At 50.9% G+C, this 23,897-nt stretch carries 20 protein-coding genes; 5 read left to right on the top strand and 15 right to left on the bottom strand.

The genetic code is table 11. The features are described 5' to 3' along the window. Positions 1-25 precede the first annotated feature (25 nt). The 4 genes from cydB to AR688_RS10705 form a co-directional block, all read right to left on the bottom strand. A complete protein-coding gene (gene cydB, locus AR688_RS10720; protein ID WP_068233172.1) occupies positions 26-1,162 on the bottom strand; it encodes a cytochrome d ubiquinol oxidase subunit II in 1,137 nt (378 codons plus the stop codon). Between the two features lies 1 nt (position 1,163). Continuing rightward, positions 1,164-2,723: a cytochrome ubiquinol oxidase subunit I gene (locus AR688_RS10715; protein WP_082694742.1), complete on the bottom strand. Its 1,560-nt coding sequence runs from the start codon at positions 2,721-2,723 to the stop codon at positions 1,164-1,166. A gap of 139 nt (positions 2,724-2,862) precedes the next feature. Next, positions 2,863-3,723 carry a MurR/RpiR family transcriptional regulator gene (locus AR688_RS10710; protein WP_068233165.1) on the bottom strand — a complete coding sequence of 287 codons (861 nt, stop codon included), beginning with the start codon at positions 3,721-3,723 and terminating at the stop codon, positions 2,863-2,865. 127 nt (positions 3,724-3,850) lie between these two features. Continuing rightward, the gene (locus tag AR688_RS10705; protein WP_068233162.1) at positions 3,851-6,604 is read right to left on the bottom strand and encodes a TonB-dependent receptor domain-containing protein; all 2,754 of its coding nucleotides are present in this window, start codon (positions 6,602-6,604) and stop codon (positions 3,851-3,853) included. A 205-nt stretch (positions 6,605-6,809) separates the two neighbouring features. On the opposite strand from AR688_RS10705, the gene AR688_RS10700 reads away from it, so the two are divergent. Then, positions 6,810-8,012, top strand: coding sequence for an anhydro-N-acetylmuramic acid kinase (locus AR688_RS10700; protein WP_068233160.1), 1,203 nt, complete (start codon positions 6,810-6,812; stop codon positions 8,010-8,012). Between the two features lie 38 nt (positions 8,013-8,050). Here the strand turns inward: AR688_RS10700 and acuI are convergent, their stop codons facing one another. Together acuI and AR688_RS10690 are read right to left on the bottom strand one after the other, a co-directional pair. Further along, the gene (gene acuI, locus AR688_RS10695) at positions 8,051-9,028 is read right to left on the bottom strand and encodes an acrylyl-CoA reductase (NADPH) (protein WP_068233157.1); all 978 of its coding nucleotides are present in this window, start codon (positions 9,026-9,028) and stop codon (positions 8,051-8,053) included. A 326-nt stretch (positions 9,029-9,354) separates the two neighbouring features. Beyond that, entirely contained in the window at positions 9,355-10,137 is a 783-nt protein-coding gene (locus AR688_RS10690) for an SDR family NAD(P)-dependent oxidoreductase (protein ID WP_068233154.1), read from the bottom strand. 205 nt (positions 10,138-10,342) lie between these two features. On the opposite strand from AR688_RS10690, the gene AR688_RS10685 reads away from it, so the two are divergent. Further along, positions 10,343-10,945, top strand: coding sequence for a TetR/AcrR family transcriptional regulator (locus tag AR688_RS10685; RefSeq protein ID WP_068233151.1), 603 nt, complete (start codon positions 10,343-10,345; stop codon positions 10,943-10,945). A 134-nt stretch (positions 10,946-11,079) separates the two neighbouring features. Here AR688_RS10685 and AR688_RS10680 read toward each other — a convergent pair whose 3' ends face one another. After that, a complete protein-coding gene (locus AR688_RS10680) occupies positions 11,080-11,301 on the bottom strand; it encodes a hypothetical protein (RefSeq protein ID WP_068233148.1) in 222 nt (73 codons plus the stop codon). Between the two features lie 266 nt (positions 11,302-11,567). Between AR688_RS10680 and AR688_RS10675 the strand changes: the two genes are divergently transcribed. Continuing rightward, entirely contained in the window at positions 11,568-12,944 is a 1,377-nt protein-coding gene (locus AR688_RS10675) for a S41 family peptidase (protein WP_068233145.1), read from the top strand. 183 nt (positions 12,945-13,127) lie between these two features. Here AR688_RS10675 and AR688_RS10670 read toward each other — a convergent pair whose 3' ends face one another. Continuing rightward, a complete protein-coding gene (locus tag AR688_RS10670) occupies positions 13,128-13,373 on the bottom strand; it encodes an EF-hand domain-containing protein (protein ID WP_068233142.1) in 246 nt (81 codons plus the stop codon). Between the two features lie 166 nt (positions 13,374-13,539). Then, positions 13,540-16,569 (bottom strand): di-heme oxidoredictase family protein, encoded by a 3,030-nt coding sequence (locus tag AR688_RS10665; RefSeq protein ID WP_068233139.1) that lies wholly within the window; start codon positions 16,567-16,569, stop codon positions 13,540-13,542. A 277-nt stretch (positions 16,570-16,846) separates the two neighbouring features. On the opposite strand from AR688_RS10665, the gene AR688_RS10660 reads away from it, so the two are divergent. Beyond that, on the top strand, positions 16,847-17,455 hold the full coding sequence (locus AR688_RS10660) for a LysE family translocator (RefSeq protein ID WP_068233136.1): 609 nt from the start codon (positions 16,847-16,849) through the stop codon (positions 17,453-17,455). Between the two features lie 20 nt (positions 17,456-17,475). Next, complete coding sequence (locus AR688_RS10655; protein WP_068233133.1) at positions 17,476-18,912, top strand: aminotransferase-like domain-containing protein; 1,437 nt, start codon at positions 17,476-17,478, stop codon at positions 18,910-18,912. Positions 18,913-18,928: 16 nt separating this feature from the next. On the opposite strand, the gene AR688_RS10650 is transcribed toward AR688_RS10655, so the two are convergent. The 6 genes from AR688_RS10650 to AR688_RS10630 form a co-directional block, all read right to left on the bottom strand. After that, on the bottom strand, positions 18,929-20,347 hold the full coding sequence (locus tag AR688_RS10650; protein ID WP_068233130.1) for an NAD(P)(+) transhydrogenase (Re/Si-specific) subunit beta: 1,419 nt from the start codon (positions 20,345-20,347) through the stop codon (positions 18,929-18,931). Between the two features lie 3 nt (positions 20,348-20,350). Next, positions 20,351-20,665, bottom strand: coding sequence for an NAD(P) transhydrogenase subunit alpha (locus AR688_RS10645; RefSeq protein ID WP_068233127.1), 315 nt, complete (start codon positions 20,663-20,665; stop codon positions 20,351-20,353). A 25-nt stretch (positions 20,666-20,690) separates the two neighbouring features. Beyond that, complete coding sequence (locus AR688_RS10640) at positions 20,691-21,818, bottom strand: NAD(P) transhydrogenase subunit alpha (protein WP_068233123.1); 1,128 nt, start codon at positions 21,816-21,818, stop codon at positions 20,691-20,693. A 63-nt stretch (positions 21,819-21,881) separates the two neighbouring features. Further along, positions 21,882-22,832 carry a tRNA dihydrouridine(16) synthase DusC gene (gene dusC, locus AR688_RS10635; RefSeq protein ID WP_068233120.1) on the bottom strand — a complete coding sequence of 317 codons (951 nt, stop codon included), beginning with the start codon at positions 22,830-22,832 and terminating at the stop codon, positions 21,882-21,884. Continuing rightward, a complete protein-coding gene (locus AR688_RS19905; RefSeq protein ID WP_082694741.1) occupies positions 22,832-22,987 on the bottom strand; it encodes a DUF2256 domain-containing protein in 156 nt (51 codons plus the stop codon). The genes dusC and AR688_RS19905 overlap by 1 nt, the downstream gene beginning before the upstream one ends. A 1-nt stretch (position 22,988) precedes the next feature. Then, a complete protein-coding gene (locus AR688_RS10630) occupies positions 22,989-23,861 on the bottom strand; it encodes an HDOD domain-containing protein (RefSeq protein WP_068233117.1) in 873 nt (290 codons plus the stop codon). Positions 23,862-23,897: the final 36 nt, after the last annotated feature.

The following is a 23,897-nucleotide window of genomic DNA, read 5'->3' as shown; positions in this document are numbered from 1 at the left end:
GGTGCTCCTTTTTCTCAACTGAAGATCAGTACAGTGAATGGCTGTTGTCACGGATATGCTGCTCGTTTAAGCGACCGCGCATGACAAAGTAACTCCAGCCGGTGTATGCCAGGATCAGCGGTACAAAGATGCAGGCTACCACAAACATAATCATCAGCGTGGTTTCACTGGCGGTAGCATCCCACATGGTCAGGCTGTGTGCCGGTGTGGTGCTGGATGGCATAACAAACGGGAACATACTTATGCCGGCTGTCAGCACTACCATGGCAATAGCCAAAGACGAGCTGATAAAAGCAGTAATATGGCGCTGCGTTTTACTAGCCAGCGCACAGACTAAAAAGCCCACCACGCCAAGCGCCGGTGCCAGCCACAGCAGCGGCCATTTAGCATAGTTACTAAACCAGGCTCCGGCGATTATCAGTACGGTTTTGTCGGTAGTACGGTTGGCACCGTTAGTATCAATAAGGCTGGTAACGCTATAGCCATCTACTGCCAGAAACAGCCAAACACCGGCCAGCACAAAGATAACCGCGCATACCAGTGCCAGCTTTACCGACAGTTTTTCGCTGCGCGCTTTAAGTTCGGCTTCGGTTTTCAGCTGCAGGTAAGTGGCGCCGTGGTTTACTATCATTAGCAGGCTTAACACGCCGGCCAGCAAGGCGAAGGGGTTAAGCAAAGCCCAGAAACCGCCGGTGTAGTGCAGGCGTAGAATGTCGTCAAAGTAAAAGGGTACGCCTTGTAGCAGATTGCCAAACGCCACACCAAAAATCAGCGCCGGTATGGCTGAGCCTGCGGTAAGTGCCCAGTCCCAGCGGCTGCGCCATGTTTCGCTGTCAATTTTAGCGCGGTATTCAAAGCCAATGGGGCGTAAAAACAGCGCAAACAGCGTTAACATTAACGCGATATAAAAGCCACTGAACGAGGCGGCATATATCGTGGGCCAGGCCGCGAATAAGGCACCGCCAGCCGTAATTAACCACACCTGATTACCATCCCAGTGCGGCGCTATGGCGTTGATCATAACGCGGCGCTCGTCATTGCTCTTGCCCAGCACTTTTAGCAAGGCAGCTACACCCATATCAAAACCGTCGGTTACTACAAAACCAATCAGCAGTACGCCAATCAGTACCCACCAGATAAACCTTAGTGCTTCGTAATCCATGTTATGCCTCCTTCACGGTAGCTGGGCTTTCTAAATCGTATTTACCGGTATGCAGGCTGGAGGGCCCAAGCCTGGCGTATTTTGTCATCAGCCACATTTCGATAATGACGAAGATGGTGTACAGCACCACTATAGTGCCAAGGCTGAACCAGATATCGCTGACACTAAGCTGCGACACCGCTAAATGGGTTGGCAGTATTTCACCAATGGCCCAGGGTTGGCGGCCATATTCGGCGACAAACCAGCCGGCTTCGCAGGCTATCCACGGCAGTGGCAGGCTGAACAGGGCAAATTTAAGCAGCCAGCGCGGTTTATCTACCGTGCGTTTAGCGCTGTGCCAGAAGGCTGCAGCAAACAGCACCAGCATTGATACGCCGCACGCGACCATAATGCGGAAGCTCCAGAATAGCGGCCATACTTTAGGCACTGAGTCTTCCACCGCCTGAGCAATATGCTCAGCCGTTGCATTGGCAACATCGTCGGTGTAAGCGGTTAATAGCATGCCGTAGCCTAAATCGGCGCTGACTTCATTAAAGCGGTTAATCGTTGCCGGCGATTTATCACCGGCGCGATATTGCGTCATCAGCACATAAGCTTCCTGGCCGCGGATAATACGCTCAAGGTGTTTTTCTTTCAGTTCGCTGATGCCGGCTACTTCTTCGGTTACCGAGCGGGTAGCAATAAGGCCAAGCACAGCCGGGATTTTCAGCGCGTAGTCGGTGGTTTGTGTTTGCTCGTTTGGTACGCCGAACACCGTAAAGGCTGCCGGTGCCGGGTGGGTATGCCATTCGGCTTCTACAGCGGCCAGTTTTACTTTTTGTACATCGCCAATTTCATAGCCTGATTCATCTCCCAGCACTATTACCGACAGCGCACTGGCCAGGCCAAACGCTGATGCAATAGCAAAGCTACGCCTTGCGAAGGGTAAGTCGCGGCCTTTGAGCAGATACCAACTGGAAATGGCCAGTACAAATACCGCACCGGTGACATAACCGGCTGATACGGTGTGAACAAACTTAACCTGAGCTACCGGGTTAAAAATAACCTCGCTAAAGCTCGTTAGCTCCATCCGCATAGTGTCGATATTAAATACTGAGCCTACCGGATGTTGCATCCAGCCGTTGGCGACTAAGATCCACAGCGCCGACAAATTGCTGGCTAATGCCATTAGCCAGGTGACTGCTAAATGTTTTTCTTTGTTTAACCTGTCCCAGCCAAAGAAAAATAAGCCGATTAGGGTAGATTCAAGAAAAAATGCCATCAGTGCTTCAATTGCCAGCGGTGCGCCAAAAATGTCGCCAACATAATGCGAATAGTAAGACCAGTTAGTACCAAACTGGAATTCCATGGCAATGCCGGTGGTTACCCCCAGCGCAAAGTTAATACCAAATAACTTACCCCAGAATTTGGTCATATCACGGTAAATGGTTTTACCGGTCATAACATAAACCGATTCCATAATGGCCAGTAAAAAAGCCATACCCAGAGTAAGAGGAACAAACAGGAAGTGGATCATTGCCGTAAAGGCAAACTGAAGTCGGGACAGGTCTACAATATCCATCTGCATACTCCGCGTGAGCAGGTTAATGTTAGGCAGTACCTATAAGGTAGTACAGCCCAAACACTATACAAGCGAAGGCAGCCAGCGCTTATGCGCTGGATCAAGCTTTTGTTACTCTATATTAGAATTTTTTAATTTATTAGCGTTTGCGGGCTAAAAAGGTGTCTACTGCTTTGTTAGATGCCGCCAGTTTTTTGCGGCCTTGCGGGCAGGTTTGGGTTAGCAGAATAAACAGCGTGTCGATCACCAGCTCCTGAGCATTGCGCGCCAGAATAGACGACAACCGCGCTGAGCTTTCATCTGCCACCGTATACAAATTCAGCCCGGCCAGCCGGGCAATGCTATTGGCACCGTAGGCAGTAATACTGATAATTTGCACGCCGTTGCTGGCCGCTTGTTCGGTAATTTTTACGCTGTCGGCAGTTTCACCCGATTCACTCAACACCACCAGTACATCTTCTCTGGTGTAGTTGGCAATATTGGCCAGTTGCACATGGGTGTCGGTTTCGGCCAGCGCAGCCATGCCGAGTTTTTGCAGTTTGTAAGAGAAATCTTTTGCCACTAAGGCCGAGCCGCCCTTGCCACACAGCAGCACCCGTTTGGCATTGCGCAACATCAATGCGGCCTGCTCATAGCTGGTTTGTGAGTTAATGGTATGGGTTTTATTCAGCACATTAATTTTGCTGGCCAGCAGTTTCTGGCTCATGGTGCTGAAGGTGTCATCTAATGAAATTTCACCGTGCAGCTTGTCGGCGCTAGCGGGCAGTACCTGATGGTGCAGGCTGTCGGTTATAGCAAATTTAAAATCCGGGTAGCCTTTGTAACCCAGTTTCTGGGTAAAGCGCACCACACTGGCCTGGCTGATGCCCACGGCTTTTGCCAGCATTTGTGATGGCATATCACGGATATGATCCGGGTTAGCCAGAATATATTCTGCCAGTTGCTGCTCTGCACGCGGAAATTTTTCGCGCAGGGCATGAATTTTGTCGAGTACAGACATCCGGTATTCCTGTTTGCAGCCAGATTGGCTCAGTATAGTAAAACGGTTTTAACCAGCAGCTTATTATGAAGGGAGGGAATTGAAAAGCCCGGCCTGCAATACAGGCCGGGAAACACCGTGTCCGGGATTAGAACGCGGGCTTGTAACGCAGGGAAATACCCACAGTGCGACCTAAAACTGAGTAGTCACTTACTGTGTTAAAGTGGTTGGCGCCAGATACCGGTAATGGCGGATCTTTATCCAGCATGTTATCAATACCAGCTGTTACGCTAAGCTCGTCAGTAGCCTGCCATGACGCGGATAAGTCGATATAGTTTTGTGCGCCAATGCTGATACTGCGGTTGGCGGCACTTTCTACTTCGCCAATACGACGCCAGCCCAGCTGAACGCCCAGCGTGTCGAGGTTCCAGTCCAGTGTCATACGGTGTTTGTAGTCTGCCTGCAGCACGCTGGCAAAATCGCCGGAGCAAGCGCTGCCAAAGGTGCCTTTACAGTCAATGGCGGGCAGGGTGGCGTTATCCTGCCGGGTTTGCTTGGTAATAATGGTGCCCTGATACGCCAGCTTCATGCTGCCGCCCATAATAGCAGGGGCGTCGAAGCGGTAATTAACCGCCAGGTCAACGCCGTCTTGCTTCACAGCTGCCAGGTTAAAGTCGTTCACAATGGCGGTGCTGATCAGGCCGGTTTGCGGGTCGCGCACTACCGCATCACACAACGGGTTGCCGGCAACCGGGTTGTCGATATAACAGTTTTTCAGCGCGGCAGCCGGCTGGATCTGGCTTACTGCATCAGTAATTTCAATGGTGTAGTAATCCACCGTGACATCAAACCCTTTCAGATAAGACGGCGTATACACCAGACCCAGCGTAGCAGACACAGCTTGCTCTGGTTTAATCTCAGGGTTACCGCCAAAAGTGTAGCTGGCGGTAGAGGCATCAAACGGTGTGCCTACCGGCGCGGCACCGTAACGGGCGCATTGCTCGGCATTACCGGTGCCCAGTAAACATGGGTCGCCATCAAAACGGCCGGCAAAGCGTGGTACAAATTGCTCGCTGGTTTGGTCAAACAACGCCAGTGACAACGCTGTGATCGGGCTGGCAAATTCACCTAAGTTAGGTGCACGAAACGCAGTTTGGCGGCTGGCACGAATACGTACGTCGCTGTTTATTGCCCAGTTAATGCCCAGCTTCCAGGTGTTTTCAGCGTCGGTGTTAGAGTACTCAGAAACGCGGTAAGCCCCTTCAAAGTCAAGCTGTTCGGCAAAGGCGGTATCAAATAACAGTGGCACCAGCACTTCGGCATAGGCTTCTTTACTGTCGAAGCTGGCATCCATGTCAAATACACCGGCTGAGGAAAAGCTGGTGCCGTTACGAAACGCATCGCCCGGAATTTGTTTGCCAGTTTCTTTGCGGTATTCATAACCCAGCGCATAGCTTACTGCACCGGCCGGTAATTCAAATAATGGCGCTGAATCGCCCGATACTGTAGCCGCCAATACGCTTTGCGTACGCTCGCGGTTGGCAAACAGCAGTGGCGCGCTAAACGAGCTTAAATCCAGCTGCGGGTCAAAAATATCTACCGTGTTGGCCAAAGCACCAAAACGACTGACACCGCTGTTGTTGTTGCGGTAGGCATTGTTATAAATGCTGGAGGTTTCGTCGGTAAGGCCATACTGGGCGTAAACGTCGTAGCTTAAGCTATCGGTTAATATACCTTTTAAACCCAGTTGGAACTGGCTGGATTCGCGCACCGCTTCAGTGTACTGGACACCCAGGCCCAGATTACGCTCTACGTTAACCAGCGCGTTGCCGTTGGCGTCAAAGCTGATTGAATCGCGCACCGCCGCAGGAATATAAGGGTTATCTGCTGTTAAGGTAACCTGCTCGTTAACTGAAATGGGAGTCTGGCCAGCAGAACCGGCGCCGGTTACTTTTACTTTGGCGTACATGCCGCGGCCATACAGTTCAACGTAATCATTAAATTCGGTGTTAAAGAATAAACCGGCAGATAAACGATCCATTGGCTGGGTGAGGTAGCGCTGATCAGTAACGTTTACTGTGTTACGGCCAGCAGTCACGCCGCCGTTATCGTCAATACCAAAGCTGTTGCCGCTGGCAACATCGGTATAAAAACCGCCGCTGTTGATAATGCTGCCGCTGTTTTGCATCGCCCAGTCACGTTCACCGGCCAGCAGCGCTTTGCGTTCAGAGTAGCCGACATAGCCGGTAATATGGCCACGGCCATTGGCAATGTCGCCACCAAATACGGCTTCAGTATTCATTTTTTCACCGCCACCATCGGCGGTTTCATAACTGGCCGACAGCTCAACGCCATCAAACTTGTCGTCCATAATAAAATTCACTACGCCAGCTACGGCATCGGCGCCGTATACGGCAGCCGCACCACCGGTTAATACATCTACCCGCTTAATTAAGCCGGCCGGAATAATATTAACATCTACCGAGTTGCGAAAGCTGAAAGGCATGGCACGGGTACCGTTAATCAGTACCAGAGTACGGTTTTGGCCCAGGCTGCGTAAGTCGATAGTTGAAGAGCCTAAAGAGTCACCCACAGTGGCGCCGGTGGCATTGGCACCTGCTGCCGCTTGCGGCAGTTTGGCGGTAATGTCTTCAACGTTAACGGCGCGGTCCAGCTGAATTTGTACTTCATCTACCGAGGCCACCGGGCTTGATGCAACAAGTTCAGTACGGGCGATGCGCGAACCGGTGATAGTGATCACTTCGGTTTTTTCTGCCGCGGCTTCATCCGTTTGTTGTGCCAGAGTGATGTGGCTGAATAATGCCAGGTTTACTGCCAAAGCCAGTTTAGAGGCTTGGCGCAGTGTGTGACCGGCGGTTTTGCTGCTAAGGTAAGACGCCATCTGTGTATACTCCCAGTTGCTGTAGCTAGAATATCGGGTTTAGATTTGTGAATTTTTTATACATTAGTAACTAGCTTTCGATGAATATATACCCCAGTGCGAAATTTTATGCAATTTTATTTAGTGTAAATCTTAGTGTTTTCGGATAAATTATTCATGCTACAGTTTGCAACAGTAGTTTTGGTTAGCCTCAACAGGAAAACACATGCACACACATATTCAGAACTTGTTTAATATTGCCGCCAAACCCAGCCGTAAAGTTATTGGCCTGATGAGCGGCACCTCACTCGACGGCCTGGATGTGGCACTGTGTGAACTAAGCGGCGATGGCCTTAATACCCGTATTAATTTATTGCAATTCACCACGGTAGATTACGATGCCGGCTACAAGCAGCGGGTAAAGGCAGTGTTTTCCAAACGTGAAGTAGACCTGCAGGCAGTAACGCTGCTAAACCCATGGATAGGCCTGGAGCACGGCCGCATGATTAACCAGTGTCTGGAGCAGTGGCAACTTACCGCTGCTGATGTTGACGTAATAGCCAGCCACGGCCAGACCATTTTTCACTGCCCCAAACGCCAGCATAATCTGGCTGATTACGGTAATGCCACGCTGCAAATTGGCGATGGCGATCATCTGGCGATGGCCACCGGTATTATTACCCTGAGTGATTTTCGGCAAAAACATATTGCTGCCGGCGGCGAGGGTGCACCCTTAGCGGTATATGGCGATTATTTATTGTTTAGCAGCAATAGCGAAAACCGCATTATGCTGAATATTGGCGGCATAGCTAACTTTACCTGGCTGCCACAAACACTGGACGCCGAAGCAGTATTTAGCAGCGACATTGGCCCTGGCAATACTATGATGGATGCGTTTATTCAACAGCATTATCCGGGTAAGTACTTTGATGAAAACTCTTTACTGGCCAAAGCCGGAAAGGTTAGTGAGCCTTTACTGGGGGCGTTAAAGCAAGATAGCTTTTTTGCGCTGGGTTTTCCTAAAACCACCGGGCCGGAGGTGTTTAATCTGGCCTATCTTGCTAAGGCGCAGCAGGTAAGTGGCACAGAGCAGTTAAGCGATGCCGATATTATGGCCACGCTAAACTGTTTTAGCGCCGATATGATTATCAGCGCCATTCAGCAAACTACGGCAAAACTGGATCAGTTTGTTATTTACGCCAGCGGCGGCGGTATTCATAACCCGTTATTAATGGCCCAAATTCAGGCCGCACTGCCGGGCGTAAGCATTAAAACCACCCATGACTTAGGCATAAACCCCGACGCGAAAGAAGCAGTATTATTTGCCGTACTGGCGAACGAATGTTTAGTTGGCGGTAAGCAAAAATTCAGCAACGCCCGCGAAGGTATACCGGGCGTTACTATGGGTAAGGTGAGTTTTGCTGATTAAAGCCTGCGTTACGCAGCGGGTTCTGTAACCGCTGCATGTCAGATTTTAACAATAACCCTGCCCCGGATATCGCCCTGCAATAACCGGGTAGCAGTGGCAACAACCTGCTCCAGGCTGATAACACTGGCTATCTGATCAACATCGGCTGGCTGCAGCAACTCGCTCAGGTGCTGCCAGGCTTTGCTGCGATCCGCCAACGGGCGCATTACACTGTCAATGCCGTACAAGGTAACGCCGCGTAAAATAAAAGGTGCAACCGTTACCGGGAAATCCATGCCCTGTGCTAAGCCACAAGCTGCCACCGCGCCGCCGTAGCGGGTGCTGGCGCAGGCATTAGCCAGGGTGTGGCTGCCGACACAATCGATGACACCGGCCCAGCGTTCTTTTTGCAGCGGTTTACCGGCAGCGCTCAGCTGTTCACGCGGTAATATCTCTGCAGCCCCTAGCTGTTTAAGATAGTCGCTCTCATTTGGCCTGCCGGTGCATGCCACCACCGTGTAGCCAAGTTTACTAAGTAAGCGCACTGCATAACTGCCGACACCGCCATTGGCGCCGGTGACTAAAATTTCGCCATGTTCCGCAGTAATGCCGTGTTTTTGCAATGCTAAAATGCTCAGCATCGCCGTATAACCGGCTGTACCTATTGCCATCGCCTGCTCAGGTGTAAATGCTGCTGGCAGCGGTAGCAGCCAGGCACTGTTAAGGCGCGCCTTTTCAGCCAGACCACCCCAATGGTTCTCACCGACACCAAAACCATTGAGCAATACTTTATCTCCGCTTTGAAAGCGGACTGAATCGGAATGCAGCACTTCACCGACGAGGTCAATACCCGGTACCATAGGAAATGTACGCACCACCGGCGATTTGCCGCTAATAGCCAGGGCATCTTTGTAGTTAAGCGTGCTGGCCAGCACTTTTACCGTAACATCACCGGCAGGTAATTGCTGCTCGTCTACCGCCGTTAATCCGGCGCGATAACCCTGCTCATCTTTGTTAATCACAATGGCATTAAACATGGTGTCTCCTGTTCAGGCTGCTTGTTTCTATATAATAATGTGCTGAGCAGTTAAGCTAAGCACTAAGTACTTATCATATTTTTATTACCACTTTTCCTTTGTATTATCCAGCTGCAGACTTTTACATATGCCTTTATCCAGCACAACTGCTGGCGCGAACCTGCGTAAAAACTGCAGCTGGCCTGCCTGAGCGCCGCGCCGGCTGGTGCCATAAACAGTGTAGCCCGCTGCCAGCAAGCTATTGGCCGATGCCTGATGAGGCGCCGGTTACAAGGGCTACAAGTTTATTTGTCAATACTTGGACTCCTTAAATGCGTTACTTATTACTAAGCGGTTTTATATCTCTCGGCGGCTTCTGCTTGCCTGATATCTGTAAGCAGAGCTTGTCGTGTTGCATCAAGGCTATCCCAGCGCGTTGCGTTGTGCAGTGGCGGGATCGTTACCAGTTCACGACGATCAAAGCCAACCAGTGCTGCATCGACCAGTTCGCCTGCTTGCATCATTTCGGAGAGGGTGCTGATGTCGATACCGGCACGTTGCCAGATCTCGGTATAGGTTCCGGCTGGTAGTACGGCCTGAACATAGACGCCTTTAGGCGATAACTCCAGGCTCATGCCCTGCGACAGGAAAAGCACGAAGGCTTTGGTTGCACCATAAACCGACATACCGAACTCGGGTGCCAGGCCAACAACCGAGCTGATGTTGACGATTGAGCCTTTACCTGTCTGCACAAACCGCGGTGCAACAGCGCTGGCCAGCCGTGTCAGGGCGGTTGTATTCAAGGCGATAAGTTGCTCTATTGCAACTGGAGTTTGCTCAATAAAGCTACCGGACTGCGCTATGCCTGCATTGTTGATCAGGGTTGCTATGCGGGAGTCATCGCGCAGACGTGTTTCTACCCTGACCAGATCACTGGTTTGAGTCAGGTCAGCAGCTAAAACATCGACGGCAATGCCGTATTGTTGGCGCAAGCGATTTGCGAGGGCATCAAGCCTGGCTTTATCACGAGCGACCAGTACAAGGTCGTGGCCGCGGCGTGCAAAGCGATCTGCGTAGACAGCGCCAATACCAGTGGAAGCGCCTGTAATAAGAACGGAAGATGTGGTCATAAATATTTACTCTTAGTTAATAGTTGGATAGCGGCCGCGATGCGCGGTGCAGTTTAAGTTTGCTATCTGTCATGTCTATGCTTTCCGGTTGATGGATGGTGAATGCATTAATGATGATGGCCATAATCTAAAATGTCAAATACTTTGATTATGATCATAATCAAAGTATACTGCGGCCATAATTTTGTGAGGAGATGCCGCAAAGATGAAGGTGACAAAAGCGCAGGTGCAGGAAAACCGTCAGCGTATTGTTGAGACGGCCTCGGTATTGTTTCGCGAACGTGGTTACGACGGCGTGGGCGTCGCTGACTTAATGGCGGCGGCGGGCTTTACCCATGGAGGGTTTTATAAGCACTTTGGGTCTAAGGCTGATTTGATGGCAGAAGCGGCAGCTTGCAGTTTTGCGCAGTCGGCAGAGAAAACTGCAGACGTTGATATCGCCGACTTTGTGCAGCAATACCTGTCCCGGCAGCACCGTGATGCTCCGGGCGAAGGTTGTACCATGGCTGCACTTTGCGCAGATGCTGCGCGTCAGCCGGAGTCACTTAAAGAGACATTTTTAGCCGGCATTGAAAATCAGCTGGCAACCCTGGCAGGTAAAGATGATGCTTTGAGCGAACGCGCCCAGCGCGAAGCCCGAGCCAGCAGAATAACGACGATTGCGCAAATCATGGGCGCGATTGTTTTATCACGAGCCTGTCCGGACGACTCGCCGCTGGCAGATGAAATTTTACAGGTTTGCCGAAATCGGATCCTTAATCAGCTTACCGGCATAAATTCAGATACCGATAGTTATGACATCAATTAACTAACCAAACATACCAGTTCAATTATGCTCCGATGCAATTATTGCCAGAAGTGGCATCTGAGTTCCCCTTGTTGTAGTGGGGATGAGTAAAATTTTCCATTGGGGGCTTAACCGCCCCCTGTGCCGGAAACCGTTTAATACTGACGGTTACGGCGGTTGTCACGCACCAGCCACCAGATCAGGTAGCCGACAATAATAACCGGCAATAGCGTAACCACTAATGAGATACCCACGCCGAGAATAGCGCCGAAAACGCCGATAACAATAGCAAAAATGGTCGCGGCCACAGCCAGTAAAGTAGGCAAGCAGTAAATACCTACAACAACTAATAAGATAATAACCAGTGTTCTGTTCATAGTGTTGATCCTTTTAATGTTAAACATGCGGTGTTTTATCATTAAGCAATCAAGTGTTATGCCAGTATTTTTATCATTTAAAATTAGTTGGTTAGGTGTTTTTTAGTCGAAATGTACAAACCAGTGCCAAATGTTTTAGTCGTTTTAACCATTAATTAGTCAGAATCAAAAAATGCTTCAATTTTTTGATTTAATTATCACTTGCTGAGCCTTCAAACTTTTTCTCCTTCAGTTACGACTCACTTGTTTTAACTGAGAGAATAATAATGAAAAACCGCCTGATAGCACTCACGCTGTGCTTGTTCATATCTTGCTTATCAACACATACTGCTGCAGAGCTTTTAAAGCCAGATAGTCTTATCTCCCCGGAAGTAGCAGTAGAAGACATAGATAAATGGCTGCACTTTATCGAGTCGACTCATCCTGATTTGGCTTATACCGTCAAAAATCCTGCGTCGTTTTATCACGATGTGGAAAGGTTAAAATCGAACTTGAAGAAGCCAATAGCGCTAAGAGCATACTGGCTTGAACTAATGAAATTTAACAGCCAGTTTAATGATGGCCACCTATCTATTATGCCAGATTCCCTGGAAGACCTTGTTCGCCAAAGTATAGATGAAGGTGACAGGGTGCTGCCTTTTCAATTTAAGATAAAAGGTGACGAGCTCATTGTGCTGTCTAATCTAAATGGAAAAGAGAGCAAGTTAAAAGGCTATCGGGTGGTTAGTATAAATAGTGTACCGGTAGCGCAAATTATGCCAGCCTTGTTACAGCTTACTCACGGCGATAGTGCCACACACCGGCAAGCAATTTTGTCCACCCGATTCTCAATGTATTACTGGTTGTTGTATGGCTCCGCAGAGAAGTTTGTATTAGATCTGAAGAAGGATATTTTTTTAGCAAACGTGTCGATTGATGTCTCTGAGCAAAAAAGCACAGACTTGTTGCTGCCAGACCACAGTTTTGAGAGCAACTTTGCGGCCACTATATTGGATGACGATGCGGTACTGAAAATTAAGTCGTTTCGGAGTTATGAAGAAAATGAAAAGTTTACAGATTTTTTTGATAGTTTCTTCACTTCAATTGCCGAAAAAAATATCCGCCGCTTATACATCGATATCAGAGGAAATGGCGGCGGAGATGACACCTGGAAAAAGGCAATAATGCCCTATATAGCAAGCAAACCCTGGCGTTCAGGTTCAACGTATAAGGTAAAAATACTCAGTGGTCAGGGCAGTGACAAGCACGCTGTTGGTGATGTGGTAAACGGTGAAGTTAAAGATCTTGAAAAGGTTAATAGCGACTTGCCAAATAAGTTTACAGGCGAGGTGGTTATCTTGGTCGATGGCTTTAGTTACTCTTCTTCAATATTGTTTATCAATGTAGTGCAGGATTTTTGCTTTGGCTTAGTAGCGGGAGACGCTATTGGTGGCAAAGTTGGGCAAACTGGCGGCACGCAGAAGCTTGTATTGGATAACTCAGGGTTAAAGGCAATTAGCCCCAGATTTATCCTTAACAGACCTAATGGGGGTGACGGTCTTGATATAGTAAAGATAGATTTACCTATTAACTATGACATAACAGAATCTGAAGAATTAATTACCCAGATTAGGAAAGTTGATCTCCCTAAGGTTTGTAACTAACTAAGCTTGGGAACCAGGCTTTGCCTTCTGTAGGGGGGCCAAAGCTAAGAGTGCAAGTAATGATTCTTGTCTTGCCCCTGATGGTGAAAATTTCAATTACGCCCGAGAGGGAATGCCTATAGTTAAAATGGGTGCAGTGAGTTTTGCCGATTAGGGCAGGCCGTAGCGTTGCCCTTGTGGATGTTAGTATTCCCACCAGCAGTCTTGCCACCAGTCTAAAAACTCGGCAAAGTCGATATAGCCGTTATTATTGGTGTCGATAAGTTTAAAGCCTTCTTCAACATGGCTGGCTTTGGTTTTAGGGGCCAGCGCTGTAAGCAGTTCGATAAACTCGGTTAAATCAATCCGGCCATTGCCGTCACGGTCAAAAAAATCGAAGTTGCTTTTAATTTCTGCAATTTGTTGCTCAGACAAAGTCTCTCTATTCACTGGTATAGCCTTGTTTGTTAATAAAATAGCGCCTCAGTGTACTGCGCGGCGAAAAGCCTGTCTATGCTGCAAGCCTGCAGCTTGTTGTAGAAGAAGATCAGCAGCAAGATAACCGGAAGTGGCCAGAGGGTGAAAACCCGGTGCCTGGTAAGCACCGGGTTGCATATTACAGCGATTTCAGGAAAGCCAGCAGCGCCTGGCGCTCTTCGGTGGGTAAGTTGATAAAGCGGTTTTTAATCACTTCAGCTTCGCCGCCGTGCCATAAAATGGCTTCAGTCAGCGTGCGTGCGCGGCTGTCGTGTAAATAACCTACCGGTGTACCGTCGGCAACGTGTTCGGTGTAGCCTATGCCCCATAAAGCTGGCGTGCGCCACATACTGCCTGTTGCCAGGCCTTCGGCGAAGTTATCGGCCAGCTCTTCGCCCATATCATGCAACAGCATATCGGTATAAGGCCGGATAGTTTGGTTGCGTACTTCATCAAACGCCGAGCGGGCGCTGGTTTGCACTTCGCTGACATGGCAGGCATTACAGCGGATGGCTTTGAACACTTGCTCACCCTGGGCTATTTTTGCCGGCTCAACATCCAGATAAGCCATGGGCGATACGCCTTTAGGGTAACCGCTGACCAGGCTGCGCTGTGCCGGTACGGCTAACAGGTGCAGATATTCTGTCATTAACTGCAGCGCTTCATCCGGTAAGCCGGGCTCTGTGCCACTGGCAGCGTCGCAGTGTGCTGCCCCGGCCAGACAATCGCGGTTCGGGTAAATAGACGAGGTTACCGACATATCCAGCAGGGCGGCGTTGGCCACCTGGTGGCGCAGGCTCACTTTACCGGCTTTCCAGCCGTAGCGGCCTAAACGCACATCGCCGGTTTCAGGATCGTAAGCATAGTTGGCGGTACCCAGCACGCCATCAGCATCGGGGGTGGTGCGTACCCGTGCCAAGATGGTTTCATCGGCAATGGCTTCAAGCAGGCCCATGCCGATTAATGGCTGCGCCGAGCGCACGGAATAAGCCTCAGGCGTTGGGCCTTCAAAGGCTATTTCCGGTTTGCGCAGTTCAACCACAGTGCCGTCGGCCAGTTGTACATTTTTTGTGGTAAAACCGGCAACCACAGCAGCATTGCCCCAGTTTTGCACGGCGCCGGTGCTGGCCGAGCGCGCATTCATTTGCAGTGCCTGGCCGTAAATAGGGTGTGGCAGGTAGTTGCCGTTGGTGTCGGTACCGGTTGCTCCGGTACGTATTGCCATAGTGTCCAGCCGCTGGTTTACTACTGTTGGGGCGACGCTGCGGCCATTGCTCACGTGGCAGTTAAAACAGGATGACTGGTTAAAACGCGGGCCTTGCAGAAACCGGCCTGCGTCATTACGGTCATTGCCATCTTCATTATGCTCACCGGTCCATAAGTTGGTGTGTAACCAGCGGCGCCCTTCCATAAAGCGCTGTATATTTTGCATACCAATATTGTTATGCGGCTGCTGAAAAATAAAGGTGGCATTGTCGGCGTAATCGTACGACACCGAGCCCAGCCCGCCTTGCAGGGTGCTGTCTGGTAAAGGTTCATTCATTAACCGCGGTTGCACGCCATACCAGGGGCGTAAGCCCTGGCCCATGACGTAGGTTAGCTCGTTGGTGTAATACCGAAAGCCGCCGTTATCACCAATGGCATCCATCACTGCACGGGTAGAGAAAAACGAGCCGGTAAACTCAATAATGTCACCCTTTTTCAGCGCCCGCGCGGCTACGCTATTGCCGTTTGGCACCAGTACGCCATCGTCATTGGCAGACAGCGCTCTGTGGCCTGGGTAGGTGTCAAATACCACGCTGCAGCCGTCATTGGCACCAATGATGTCGTTGTAGCCGCTGTTGGGGTTTAACAGCACGCCATTGGCTGGCTTTTGTACAACCGGACAGGGTGCACCGTCACTCAGATAAGTAGAATCATCGAGTAAATCGCCTGGGCTCATCCAGCCAAAACCGGTAACGTTGGGTTCGTCAAAGCGGCGAACAAAAGAGTGACCGCCGCCTTTTTGCGCTTGCTGGTAATATTGGTTGACGATAATCCTTGGCGCGGTAACACCGGCAACATTGCTGTTATCAATAAACTCGACGCCCCAGGTACGGTTTTTAAAGTAGTTAGCAATAAAGTTTAAATGTGCGCCCGGGCCTTTATCGGCGGGGTTGCCCTGGGCGTCGACGGTTTCGTTCAGGCCAAAACCTATTTCGTTCCATTCCTCACCACGCTCGCGGGCGTGGCGTGAGCGGCCTACCATACCAAACCGTGTTACCAGGGTGCCATCCGCCAGGGTAAAGCGCACGCTTTCAACCGGTTCAGCCGGGGCTGGCAGTGGCTGGCGGCCGCTACCACTTAGCGGGTAGGGCACATAGGAGGTATCCAGCAGCGGCATGGAGTTGTCGCTGCCCGGCGTTTTAAACTCTACCTCAAACAATGAATAGCCATATTGGGTGTGGCGCTTAATGCCTTGCAGGCGAACATAGCGGGCATCGATATTCAGGTTAAAAAATTCTTCAGTGCCGCCCTGTGCTCCGGCGATATAGCGCAGCTGATACCAGTTTTGGCCATCATCAGAAATATAAATGGCGTACTCTTCAGCATAGGCATTTTCCCAATACAGCTTGATATAACCAATGGCGGTTTTGGCACCAAAATCAAACTGTATCCAGGCATTGTCAGCGTTGGCAACATCATCGCCCCAAGCACTTTCCCAGCGGCTGGTTAAATCGCCATCAATGGCTTTATCTGCAGTGTTATTGCCATTTTCATCGCCAGACGAGCTGGCAGATACCGCAAGTACCGCTGTTGCAGCGGCGCTTTTATCATAAGCCGCCGATAGCCTGAGCTCAGTCGGTGGCGGCGGTAACGACGGGCCACCTGGTTTGGGCAGTGGCTTAACGTCGGCGCTGGGAGCGGTTTCAAGATCAGGTTCTGGCAGCTCTTCTGCTGGCGGCGGTGTTTCCTCTGGCGGCGGTGTTTCCTCTGGCGGTGGAGTTTCCTCTGGTGGTGTTGGATCGGGTGGTGTTACCACCGGAGGTGTGGCCACCGGGGGCATAGTATCCGCACTGTCACTGCCACCACCGCAGCCCGACACTGCTAATGCCAGTGCAGACACAAGCAACCAGGCCGGCACAGTGTGCCTGTTGGCGGCCGGTTTAACAAAAGACCAAAGGCCCATACCAATTACTCCACAATAAATATAAAAATCAGGGTGTTTTTAAGTTTAGCGACTACAAAGCTGTTAATCATGAGTTAGTAGCATAATGTTTTGTGTAATTAATTGTTTATTACACTGCTGGTGTGACCTGATGGTTTGATTTGAGTGCTTCGCTGTATTGCTCTGCTATTATTTTTATTTTATCTGTACTGCTTATTTTGCACTGTACTGTGTATATTTTCTGCCGGGGGCACGCGCTACTGTCGCTACTTAACGTAAGCAAACAGGAGCAAGCTGCATGGAGTTATTCTGGACCTTAGTATTTTTTGCCTTTGCCACCAGTATTACACCCGGGCCGAATAACATTATGATTATGTCGTCCGGCGTTAATTACGGCGTGCAAAAAAGCCTGGCGCATTTGGCCGGTATTCAACTGGGTTTTTTACTGATGTTGCTGGCGGTAGGTCTGGGTGCCGGGCTGATCTTGCAGCAACAGCCGCTGTTGCACCAACTGATAAAGTTAGTTGGCTCGATATATTTGCTGTATTTGGCGTGGAAAATTGCCAGCGCAGAGCCAAAGCAAATAGAAACGGGCAACAGTAAGCCACTGAGTTTTATGCAGGCACTGCTGTTTCAGTGGGTAAATGCCAAAGCCTGGGTGATGATTACCGGCGCTATTGCCGCTTTTACCAGCTTGCAGGGCGTATATTGGCAGCAACTGGCGCTGATTGCGCTGGTATTTTTGCTGGTGGGTTTGCCCTGCACTATTAGTTGGTTGATGTTTGGTGCCGGTTTAAAGCGCTTACTGACAGCACCAGAGCAACGGCGCTGGTTTAACCGGGCAATGGGCATGCTGCTGGCATTGTCGGTATTACCGCCATTGTGGCAGGCGCTACAGGTGTTTTAGCTGAAACCAAAGGAGGGTGTGTGAGTTTTCGTTATCAACAATTGGCTGCTGAGCTGCAACAGCAAATAGAGCTGGGCCAGTATGGCTGTGGCGAGCGTCTGCCGGGTGTGCGCGAACTGGCCAAGCGCCGCTCGCTGAGTATTTCCACTGTGGTAGCGAGTTACCGCCGGTTGGAGGCTGATGGTTATTTGCAAGCCAATAACCGCAGTGGTTATTTTGTTAAAGCGCGTCATCAGCCGCCACCGCTTAGCAGTGCGTTGCTGCAACAGGCGGCTGTGCCCAGCCTTGTCTGCAGCCAGCAAATAGCGTTGTCGCTGTCTAAGGCTGCAGCCGATCCAGCCTATATGCGCTTAGGGGCCGCGGTACCTGCTGCGGTTTATCTGCCACAGCACGCGCTACAAAAAGCGTTGCAGCAGGTAATAAAAACCGAACCAGCACGCTTAATGCGCTATGAAGCCAGCCGTGGTGCGCCTGAATTACGCCGTGAAATAGCCCGGCGTATGGCATTACATGGCGCTGTGGTATCGCAGGACGATGTCATTATTACCAATGGCTGCCAGGAAGCGCTGATGCTGAGCTTAACCGCGGTAACCCAGCCGGGTGATGTGGTGGTGATAGAATCGCCGGCGTTTTATGGTTTGCTGCAAGCCCTGGAAGCGGCAGGTTTAAAAGCGCTGGCGCTGCCTACTAATGCACAAACCGGCATGGCGCCAGACGTATTGGAGCAAGCACTTGAGCAATGGCCGGTAAAGGCCTGTGTGCTGATTGCTAATTACAGTAATCCGCTGGGCAGCCTGATACCTGACGCCAATAAAAAGCGCATACTGAAGTTGCTGGCAAAACGTGGTATACCGCTGATAGAAGATGACACCTACGGCGATTTAGGCTTTGCCGGGCCAAGGCCGGGCAGTTGTTTAGCGCTGGCGCCACAGCAGGATATTTTTTACTGCAGCACTTTTTCCAAAACGCTGTCGCCGGATTTACGTCTGGGCTGGGTAATAGCACCAAAACACACTGCAAAACTGGAATACCTGAAGTTTATTAGTAATATAAGTACCGCTGCATTGCCACAATTAGCGGTGGCAAAGGTGTTGCAAAGTGGCCAGTATGAACGGCATCTACGTCAGGTACGGCCACAGTACGAAGCTGCGGTGCAGCGCGTTAGCAGCAGTATTGGCCGGTTATTTCCACCCGGCACCCGCGTTAGCCAGCCGCAGGGTGGTTTTGTGCTCTGGGTAGAACTGCCACACGCAGTAGATGGTTACGCGCTGGCACAGCAGGCGCTGGCAGAGCATATCAGCATAGCGCCGGGGGTTATATTCTCACCCGCTGCTGTGACTGGTAGCGCGCACTACCGTAACTTTATCCGCCTAAACTGCGCCATAGAGCAGGATGCCCGGCTGGAGCGGGCACTGCAAACGCTGGGTCAGTTGTGTCAGCAGCAATTAAACCGGTAACGGTTTCTTGTGCCGGTTAATGGCCGCCTCCGAGTGATTTAATCGCCTGGATCATCGATACCATCACTTTTTGGGCATCGCCGTATACCATCTGGGTGTTGTCGGCGTAAAACAGCGCGTTTTCCACACCAGAGTAACCTTTACCCTGGCCGCGTTTTACTACGTACACCTGCTTTGCCATATCGACATTCAGCACCGGCATGCCGTAAATCGGCGAGCTTTTATTGGTGCGCGCCGCCGGGTTTACCGTGTCGTTGGCGCCAATTACTATGGCAACATCGGCTTCTTTAAACTCGCCGTTAATATCTTCCATATCAAAGATAATATCGTACGGCACTCCTGCTTCGGCCAGCAGCACATTCATATGGCCCGGCATACGGCCGGCTACCGGATGAATGGCAAATTTTACCTCAACCCCGGCGTCCTGCAGCAGTTTTACCAACTCGTACAGTTTATGCTGTGCTTGCGCCACCGCTAAACCATAGCCTGGTGCAATAATCACCTTGCTGGCGTAACGCATATTAATACCGGCGTCGCTGGCATCAATCGGTTTTTGGCTGCCGGCAATATCCCCTTCGGCTTCATCGCTTGTGGCGCCAAAGTTAGAAAACAGCACATTGGCCACCGAGCGGTTCATTGCTTTGGCCATCAGCAGTGTTAGTAACGATCCGGCTGAACCGACCACCATACCGGCAATCATCAGCGCCGGATTATTCAGCACGTAGCCTTCAAAGCCAACGGCTAAACCGGTAAAGGCGTTGTACAGCGAAATAACCACCGGCATATCGGCACCGCCAATCGGCATTGTCATCATGACGCCGTAAATCAGCGCCAGCGCAAAAAACACGGCAAACACCGGCCACGCAACGATGCCGCCGTGCAAGATAATGTAAGCGCCAATGGCCAGCAACACTAGCAACAGGCTGCCATTGACCAGCTGCAAAGCAGAAAAACGCAGGGTTTTATTAATACGGCCATCCAGTTTAGCCCAGGCGATAAGCGAGCCAGATAACGCGATGGCACCAATTAAGCCGCCCAGCACCGCCAGGCTGAGTGACACTGTGCCGTGGGTTTTGTAGCCAATCAGCTCTATGGCGGCAATCGCCGCTGCTGCACCGCCGCCCATGCCGTTATACAGCGCGACCATTTGTGGCATTTCGGTCATCGCTACTTTTTTGCCGCTACGCCACGCCCAGCCAAGGCCTAATGCCAGCGCAATCAGTGCCAGCGTCAGGTTAGTACTAAGGTGTGGTTTGGCGGCCTCGTTAACATCCAGCGTGTATAAAAAGCTGGCCAGCACAGCCAGCACCATACCAACACCGGCAACGACAATACCAGAGCGGGCCGTGAGCGGTGAAGACATACGTTTTAAGCCGTAGATAAACAAAAAGGCGGCGATAAAATAACTACTGTCGATGAGCAAAGCTGCGTTCATGCCTTACTCCTTATTAGTTTTGCTGGAAGGTTTAAACATCTGTAGCATGCGTTCGGTTACCACATAACCACCGGCGGCATTGCCCGCGCCGAGCAGCACGCCGACAAAGCCGATGATCTGCTCGGGTAACGAGCTGGCGTTTAACAGCGCCCACAAGGCGCCAACCACAACAATGCCGTGAATAAAGTTAGAACCGGACATTAACGGTGTATGCAAAATGGCCGGTACGCGGCCGATAATTTCAAAGCCGGTAAAAGCGGCCAGCATAAAAATATACAGTGCCACAAAGCCGGTTAAGATGGTGGTGGTGTAATCCATGGTTATCCCCAAAAATAATGGTAGGTTATTGCTGTTCCAGCGCGGTTTTAACCGCTGCCGGTTTGATCTCGCCCTGGTGCGTCAGTACGGTTTTTGCCTGTACTTCGTCATCCCAATCCAGTTTAATTTCGCCATCTACAATAAATAACTGTAATAAGTTCAGTAGGTTTTTGGCGTAAAGCTCTGAGGCATGTTCGGCCAGCATCGACGGCACATTTAACGGTGCGGCTATGGTGATTTGGCCCTGTGTAATGGTTTCACCCGGTACGCTGTATTCACAGTTACCGCCGCCTTCAGCGGCTAAATCAATGATCACGGCGCCCAGTTTCATGCCATCTACCTGGGTTTTACTAATCAGCTTCGGCGAAGGCCGCCCGGGTATGGCTGCCGTGGTAATAACAATATCGGCCTGCTGGATATGCCGGGTGACGACACTGGCAATTTTGTCTTTCTCTTCTGGTGTCAGCTCGCGGGCATAGCCGCCTTCGCCGCGGGCATCAACGCCGGTATCAACAAATTTTGCACCTAAGGATTCGGCCTGCTCTTTGGTTTCGGGCCGTACGTCATAGCCTTCAGTTATCGCACCTAAACGCCGTGCTGTGGCTAAGGCCTGTAAACCGGCAACACCAAGGCCCATAACTAAACAGCGTGCCGGGCGGATTGAGCCAACGGCGGTGGTCATCATCGGCAGAATGCGGGCAAGCTTAGTGGCACCAAGCAGCGCGGCATAATAACCGGCTAACGCTGCTTGCGATGACAGCGCATCCATGGCCTGGGCCCGGCTGATACGTGGTACCTGTTCCATAGCAAAGCAGGTAATGTGTTTATCGCGCAGTAAGCGGGTAAGGTCGGGTTCTTTGTGTGGGTAAACAAAGCTAAGCAAAATGCAGCCGGGCGGCAGCAGGTTAATTTGCTCCGCTGTAGGGGGTTGTACTGCCAGTACTATATTGGCTGTTGCCAGCAGTTCTGGTTCTGTATTGACAAAACGCGCCGTTGCATAGGCGCTGTCGGGTAATTTGCTGTTAAGGCCTGCACCACTGAGCAGGCTAATCTGACAGCCCAGCTTACTAAGTTTATCGGCCACGGCGGGCACCATGGCAACACGTTTTTCGTCTGGCCGGCTTTCCTTCAGCACGGCAACCTGTATTGGCATAACTTGGACTCCTTAAACTAACTGTCTGAGGAGTATAGTCTTTATAAAAAACTTTGCGTTGGCTTACGCTTGCTGGCTTTGCTGCAGAGCCTGATTTAATGTCGCCAGAATATCGCTGCTTTTACGCAGCACACGCAGTTGCTGAAATAAGTCGGCCGCTTGCGGGTATTGCAGCTTTAAATAGCTGAACCATTGTTTGATACGGTTCGCATAGTACTGGCCTTTGTCACCGCTGATCTCAAATTCAGAGTAGCGCATTAGCAGTTCCAGCACTTGCGGCCAGGGCATAGCGGCTGCACCGGTGCGGATGCTTTGGGCCAAGTTTGGCATAGCCAGCGCGCCGCGGCCAAGCATAATGTCGCTGCAATCGGCTTGCTGCTGGCACAGGGCAGCATCGGCGGCGTTCCAGATCTCGCCATTGGCTACCAGCGGAATAGTTATCTGCTGCTTAATTCTGGCGATCCATGGCCAGTAAGCCGGTGGCCGGTAGCCGTCGCTTTTGGTGCGGGCGTGTACGGTAAGCATACTGGCACCGGCATCAGCGATAGCCGCTGCATTGGCCAGCGTTAGGCTGGTGTCATCATAACCAAGGCGGATTTTTGCACTGACCGGAAATTCAGCCGGTACTGCATCGCGCACGGCTTTTACTATACGGTATAGTTGCTCGGTTTCTTTTAGCAGCACAGCCCCGCCGCGGCTTTTATTGACTGTTTTGGCCGGGCAGCCAAAGTTTAGATCAACGCCTGGCGAGCCCAGCTCTACCGCGCGCACGGCATTTTCGGCCAGCCAGTTTGGGTCTTGCCCCAGTAATTGCACCCGCACCGGGGTACCGGCAAAAGTTTTGCCGCCGTTTTGCAGCTCAGGGCAAAAACGGGTAAATACCCGTACCGGCAGTTTCTGGTCTACGATGCGGATAAATTCGGTGATGCATAAGTCATAGCCGCCAATACGCGTCAGCATATCGCGCATAAGATGATCGACTACGCCTTCCATCGGCGCCAGAATAATCTTCATCAGCTTTGGGCCGGGTCGGCCGTTTTGTGGCGGCGGCAACGTTCAGAGCAATAGGTTACCTGCTCCCAGTTACGTTGCCATTTTTTACGCCAGCTAAACATCAGGCCGCATACCGGACAACGTTTTTCCGGCAAATGCAGTTTGTGGTGTGGCATATCAGACAGAGTAAACGGTATTGATGTGCTGGCGATGCAGTAGTTCAGCCAGTTCGGGCAATTGCAGCGGCTCTACATCTAAAGCTTCGAGAATGGCGCCTTTGTGCAGCTCCCATTCCGGGTCCAGCGTAATATTAAATAGCTGACGGCTTTCGCCACTAAAATGCTCTGCCAGTTTTAGCAAGGCAAACAGCTGTTTTTCCAGTTCACTGTCGGTTTCCAGCATCAGTGCCGGGCTGTGGTGATAGGCAATAACATTACACAGCTCTGGCGTTAAGCCCCATGACTGTGCCACCAGGTAGCCCAATACCTCATGGCAGGTATGAAAATATTGTTCTTCAATTTCGCTGTAGCCGCGGCCTTGTTGCAAGCCTTGCTGCATCAGTTGTTCGTAGTTACTTACCTGTTGCTGAATAAGTGCAATACCGGCGTTATGAAACAGGCCCAGGCTGTAGCAGTCGTCCTGAATGTCCTGGCTGAAATTAAAATTCCTGGCCAGTGTCATGGCGATATTGCCGGTTTGTAAAGCGCTGGACCACAGTTTAAGGCTGAATTTGTCATGCCGCCCTTCAGACAGCGTAAAACGCACCAGTACACTGCGCACCAGTTTTAATACCCGGTTAACGCCGAGAAATTTGCAGGCATGTTCAACAGAGGTAATTTTGTGCCGCAGACCAAAAAAGGCTGAGTTCACTACTTTTAACGTAAAGCCGGCAATACCAATATCGAGGTTTATCAGTGCTGCAATGCGTTTAATGCTGGGCTCCGGCAGATCCAGCTGTTGCTGAATATGCTGCAGGATCTCCGGCTGTGGTGGTATGGTAAAGCCATCTAGCGCTTGTTCAATTGCTGACATATCAATGGCATGCGCCATAACACCTTCTCCGGTAACAAACTGCCAACTCAGCGG

The sequence above is a fragment of the Rheinheimera sp. EpRS3 genome (genome assembly GCF_001513785.1).
Taxonomy (GTDB): Bacteria; Pseudomonadota; Gammaproteobacteria; order Enterobacterales; family Alteromonadaceae; genus Alishewanella.
The sequence above is the reverse complement of the archived record's forward strand: the minus strand, read 5'-3'. Positions and strand labels throughout refer to the sequence as shown.